The sequence below is a fragment of the Thermomonas sp. genome, assembly GCF_020850895.1.
In the GTDB taxonomy this organism is placed as follows: Bacteria; Pseudomonadota; Gammaproteobacteria; order Xanthomonadales; family Xanthomonadaceae; genus Thermomonas.
In genome coordinates this window covers 1-5,078 of record NZ_JADZDS010000003.1, presented here as the reverse complement: position 1 = coordinate 5,078, position 5,078 = coordinate 1, and the positions used below count along the sequence as shown (strand labels likewise).

At 66.2% G+C, this 5,078-nt stretch carries 3 protein-coding genes; all 3 read left to right on the top strand.

Annotation, left to right across the window (positions count from 1 at the left end; genetic code table 11):
* Positions 1–229: 229 nt before the first annotated feature.
* The 3 genes from IT472_RS00150 (at position 230) to IT472_RS00140 (ending at position 5,000) form a co-directional block, all read left to right on the top strand.
* Positions 230–1,522 (top strand): adenylosuccinate synthase, encoded by a 1,293-nt coding sequence (locus tag IT472_RS00150; protein ID WP_297176549.1) that lies wholly within the window; start codon positions 230–232, stop codon positions 1,520–1,522.
* Between the two features lie 31 nt (positions 1,523–1,553).
* Positions 1,554–2,219 carry a hemolysin III family protein gene (locus IT472_RS00145; protein WP_297176546.1) on the top strand — a complete coding sequence of 222 codons (666 nt, stop codon included), beginning with the start codon at positions 1,554–1,556 and terminating at the stop codon, positions 2,217–2,219.
* A gap of 111 nt (positions 2,220–2,330) precedes the next feature.
* On the top strand, positions 2,331–5,000 hold the full coding sequence (locus IT472_RS00140) for a M1 family metallopeptidase (protein ID WP_297176542.1): 2,670 nt from the start codon (positions 2,331–2,333) through the stop codon (positions 4,998–5,000).
* Positions 5,001–5,078 lie beyond the last annotated feature (78 nt).

Sequence of the window (5,078 nt, the reverse complement as noted above, 5' to 3'; positions counted from 1 at the left end):
TGATCCTGTTGCTGGGGCTGGGATCGCTGTGGCTGGTGCGCGGCGCGTGATCGGGCGTGGCCCCGGGTTTTCAGGTAACATTTCCTAAAGCCGGGGCTCGCCTCGGCTTTTTCCGTGTCTGCAGCACTGCTTGTCCCCGGCGGCCCCGATGGCTGCTGGAACCCGACAAGCCGCGGGCGGATGCGAATTTTCCGCGGCCCCGATGGCCGCACGCAGCAGGAGATGGGCCATGGGCCAATCGGTCGTGGTGTTGGGCGCCCAATGGGGCGATGAGGGCAAGGGCAAGATCGTCGATCTGCTGACCGAGGAAATCGGTGCCGTGGTGCGGTTCCAGGGCGGCCACAACGCTGGCCACACCTTGGTGATCAATGGCAAGAAGACGGTGCTGCACCTGATTCCCTCCGGCATCCTGCGCGATGGCGCGCTGTGCCTGATCGGCAATGGCGTGGTGATCAGCCCCGCTGCGCTGCGCAAGGAAATTGAGGAGCTGGAGACGGCCGGCGTCGAAGTGCGTAGCCGCCTGAAGATTTCCCCGGCTGCGCCGCTGATCATGCCCTATCACATCGCGCTCGATCAGGCGCGCGAGAAAGCCGCCGGTGGCAAGGCCATCGGTACCACCGGCCGCGGCATCGGCCCGGCCTATGAAGACAAGGTGGCGCGCCGCGGCATTCGCATCGCCGACCTGCGCTATCCCGAGCAACTGGCCGACAAGCTCAAGGCGGCGCTGGATTACCACAACTTCGTGCTGACTCAGTACCTGAAGGTCGAGTCGATCGATTTCCAGCAAACCCTGGACGAGGCGTTGGCCTTCGGCGACTACGTCGAACCGATGAAGGCCGACGTGGCCGGCATCTGCCATGACCTGCGCAAGGCCGGCAAGCGCGTGCTGTTCGAAGGCGCGCAAGGTGCGCTGCTGGATATCGACCACGGCACCTATCCCTACGTCACCAGTTCCAACACCACCATTGGCGGTGCCTTGGCCGGGGCCGGCGTGGGGGCCGATTCGATCGATTATGTGCTCGGGATCGCCAAGGCCTACGCCACCCGCGTCGGTGGCGGGCCGTTCCCGACCGAGCTGGACGATGCGGTGGGGCAGGGCATCCGCGACCGCGGTGCCGAATACGGGGCGTCGACCGGCCGCCCGCGCCGCTGCGGTTGGATGGACATCGTCGCGCTCAAGCGTGCGGTCGCCATCAATGGCATCAGCGGCCTGTGCATCACCAAGCTCGATGTGCTCGACGGCATGGACAAGCTGAAGATCTGCATCGCCTACGAATACCACGGCAAGCGCAGCGAATACGCGCCGCTGGATGCGCAGGGTTGGGAAGAGTGCACGCCGGTCTATCTGGAGTTCTCCGGCTGGAGCGAGAACACCCACGGCATCACCGATTGGGATGCGTTGCCACCGGCGGCGCGTGCCTACCTGCGCGCGCTGGAGGAACTGGCGGGTTGCCCGATTTCCATCGTCAGCACCGGTCCCGACCGCGAACACACCATGGTGTTGCGCGACCCGTACGCCTGATCGATCCATACCCGGTGGTATGCTGCGCGACATGCATGCCACCGCACTACCGCTCACCGACAAGCCCGCCCCCGCCTACACACGGGGCGAAGAGCTGGCCAATGCCCTGACCCACGGCTTCGGCGCGGCGGCGGCGCTGGCTGCCGGCGCGGTCCTGATCACCCTCACCGCGCTGTTCGGTGACGGCTGGCAGTTGGCCAGCGCCATTGTCTTCGGCGTGGCCATGCTGCTGCTGTACACCGCCTCCACCCTGTACCACGCGAACTCGCATCCGATCGCCAAGGGCCGCTTGAAGGTGTTCGACCACTGCGCGATCTACCTGCTGATCGCCGGCACCTACACACCGTTCATGTTGGTGGGCCTGCGTGGGTCGACCGGCTGGTGGCTGTTCGGCACGATCTGGACGCTGGCGCTGGCCGGGGTGGTGTTCAAGCTGTTCTACACCGGCCGCTTCAAGCGCCTGTCCACCGGCATCTACCTCGGCATGGGCTGGTTGCTGGTGGTGGCGATCAAGCCGATGCTGCATGCGTTGGACACGGCGACGCTGGTGTGGCTGCTGGTCGGTGGCCTGGCCTACAGCGGCGGTACCTTTTTCTACATGCGGCCCAAACTGCGCTACGCGCACGCGATCTGGCACGGCTTCGTGCTGACCGGCAGCCTGTGCCATTACGTGGCGGTGATGCGGCATCTGGTCTGAACGAACGCTGCCCAGCACCCACACAATCAGGGCAATGCATGACTTCAGGCGGTGTCGCCGGGTGGACGTCTGCGCGAGGATCGCGTCCTGTCCCCGCACCCGGTAGCCTCCATGCGTCGTCCCGTCGTCCGTCCCCTCGTGCTTGCGCTGGCCCTGAGCCTTGCCTGCGGCCATGTCATCGCGATGCCTGCCGCAGATTCGCCGGCAACGGCTACGCCAGCTGCCGTCACCACCCAACTGCCGCGCACGGCGCGCCCGTCGCATTACACCGTCGAGATCACCCCGCACGCGCAGGCGATGAATTTCGACGGCAAGGTGCGGATCGACATCGAGGTGCTGGCGGCGACTGATCGCATCGTGCTGCAGGCGGTGGACATGACCTTCAGCCGCAGCACCCTGACCACCGCGAACGGCAAGTCATTGGCGGTCAAATCGGTCGAGGTGGATGCCGGCAGCCAGACCGCCGCCTTTGTGTTCGACCAGCCGCTGGCGCCAGGCCACTACGTCTTGTCGACCGATTACACCGGCAAGATCGGGACCCAGGCCAATGGCTTCTTCGCGCTCGACTATCCAACCGCCGCTGGCAGCAAGCGCGCGCTCTACACCCAGTTCGAGAATTCCGATGCACGCCGGTTCATCCCCTCGTGGGACGAACCGAACTTCAAGGCGACCTTCGACCTGATCGTCAACGCGCCCAGCGGCGAGATGGTGGTCAGCAACATGCCGGCGAAGGCGACCCAGGTGCTGCCGAACGGCCTCACCCGCACCACGTTTGCCACCTCGCCGAAGATGTCCACCTACCTGTTGTTCCTCGGCGTGGGTGACTTCGAGCGCACCACCCTGACCGACAACGGCGTGCAGATCGGCGTGATCGCGCTGAAGGGCAAAGCCGACCAGGCGCGGTTCGCGCTGGAGGCCAGCCGCGACGTGCTGCGCGAATTCAACGACTACTTCGGCGTGAACTACCCGTTGCCCAAGCTCGACAACATCGCTGCGCCGGGCCGCAGCCAATTCTTCAGTGCGATGGAGAACTGGGGTGCGATCTTCACCTTCGAATCCTCGATGCTGCTGGATCCGGCGATCTCCAACATCTCCGACCAGCAGCGCGTGTTCACCACCGCCGCGCACGAAATTGCCCACCAGTGGTTCGGCGACCTCGTCACCATGCGCTGGTGGGATGATCTGTGGCTGAACGAAGGCTTCGCCACCTGGATGGAAGGACGCACCACCCGCAAGCTGCATCCGGAATGGGACAGCGGCGGGGTGGACGACGCCTTCACCAGCCGTGGTGCGATGGGCGGCGATGCCTATTCGACCACCCATCCGATCGTGCAGCCGATCGCCACGGTGGAGCAGGCCAGCCAAGCCTTCGACGGCATCACCTATGGCAAGGGCGCCGCGGTGATCGCGATGCTGGAAGACTATGTGGGCGAGGACGCGTGGCGCACGGGCGTGCGCAGTTACATGCGCAAGCATGCCTACGGCAATGCGGTCACCGATAATCTGTGGGCGGAAATGGATGCCGCCGCACCGGGCCGGCAGTTCATCGAGGTGGCGCACGACTTCACCCGCCAGCCGGGCGTGCCCTTGATCCGTGCCACCAGCGCTTGCAGCAATGGCCAGACCCAGCTCACCCTGACCCAGGGCGAATACAGCATCGACCGCCCCGACAAGGCGCCGCTGCGCTGGCGCGTGCCGGTCAGCCTGCGCGGGGGCGATGGCAAGGTGGTCCGCGTGCTGGTCGATGGCAGCGCCAGCGTGACCTTGCCGGGTTGCTCCACGCCGGCGGTCGTGAACGCCGGCCAGAAGGGCTATTTCCGCACCCTGTACGCGCCCGAGCAGTTCCACGCCTTGTCCGCCAACTTCACCCATCTGCCGCTGGTCGACCAAGTGGGCGTGATGATGGACGCCAGTGCGCTCGCCGCAGTGGGCCTGCAGCCGGAAGCGGACCCGCTCGATCTCGCGCTGCAGGTGCCGCTGGATGCGGCGCCGGACCTCTGGCAGATGGCGGCGGGGTCGCTGGGTTCGCTGGATGACCTGTACAAGGACAATCCTGCACGGCAGGCGGCGGTGCGCAGGTTCGTGATCGCGCACCTGGCCCCCAAGTTCGCACAGTTGGGTTGGGAAACCCGCGAAGGCGATTCCACCACCACGCGGCAGTTGCGCACGGCCTTGGTCTCGACCTTGGGCAACCTCGGCGATGCCGCGGTATTGGCGGAGGCGCGTCGCCGCTTCGATGCCTTCCTCACCGACCCGCGGTCACTGTCGCCGGAGCTGCGCCGCACGGTGCTGGGCATGGTCGCGCGCAATGCCGATGCCGCCACCTGGGACAAGCTGCATGCGCTGGCGAAGGCGGAGAAATCCTCGATGCTGCGTGACCAGTACTACAGCCTGCTGGCGATGGCCAAGGACAAGACCTTGGCGCAGCGCGCGCTGGACCTGGCGCTGACCGACGAGCCGGGTGCGACCAATGGCGCGGCGATGATTTCGGCGGTGTCGTGGGAGCATCCGGACCTGGCCTTCGACTTCGCGGTCGCCCATCGCGAGCAGGTGGATGCCAAGGTGGATTCGACCTCGCGGGCGCGTTACTACCCGGGCCTCGGCAGTGGCGCACGCACGCTGGCGATGGTGGACAAGATCCAGGCCTTCGCCGACCAGTACATCGCCCCGACCTCGCGGCGTGATGCCGAACGCGTGATCAATGGCATCCAGACCCGCATCCGCCTGCGCCAGCGCCGCCTGCCGCAGATCGATGCCTGGCTGAAGCAGCACGGCGTGTAAGCCGTGCGATCGAGGGCAACGGACAGGCCCCGCGATGCGGGGCCTTCTGCGTGAGCCTTGGCGCGCCGACGGCTACGC

Coding starts and splice junctions, on each gene's coding strand:
- IT472_RS00150 (WP_297176549.1), top strand. CDS start 230: ATGGGCCAATCGGTCGTGGTGTTGGGCGCCCAATGGGGCGATGAGGGC.
- IT472_RS00145 (WP_297176546.1), top strand. CDS start 1,554: ATGCATGCCACCGCACTACCGCTCACCGACAAGCCCGCCCCCGCCTAC.
- IT472_RS00140 (WP_297176542.1), top strand. CDS start 2,331: ATGCGTCGTCCCGTCGTCCGTCCCCTCGTGCTTGCGCTGGCCCTGAGC.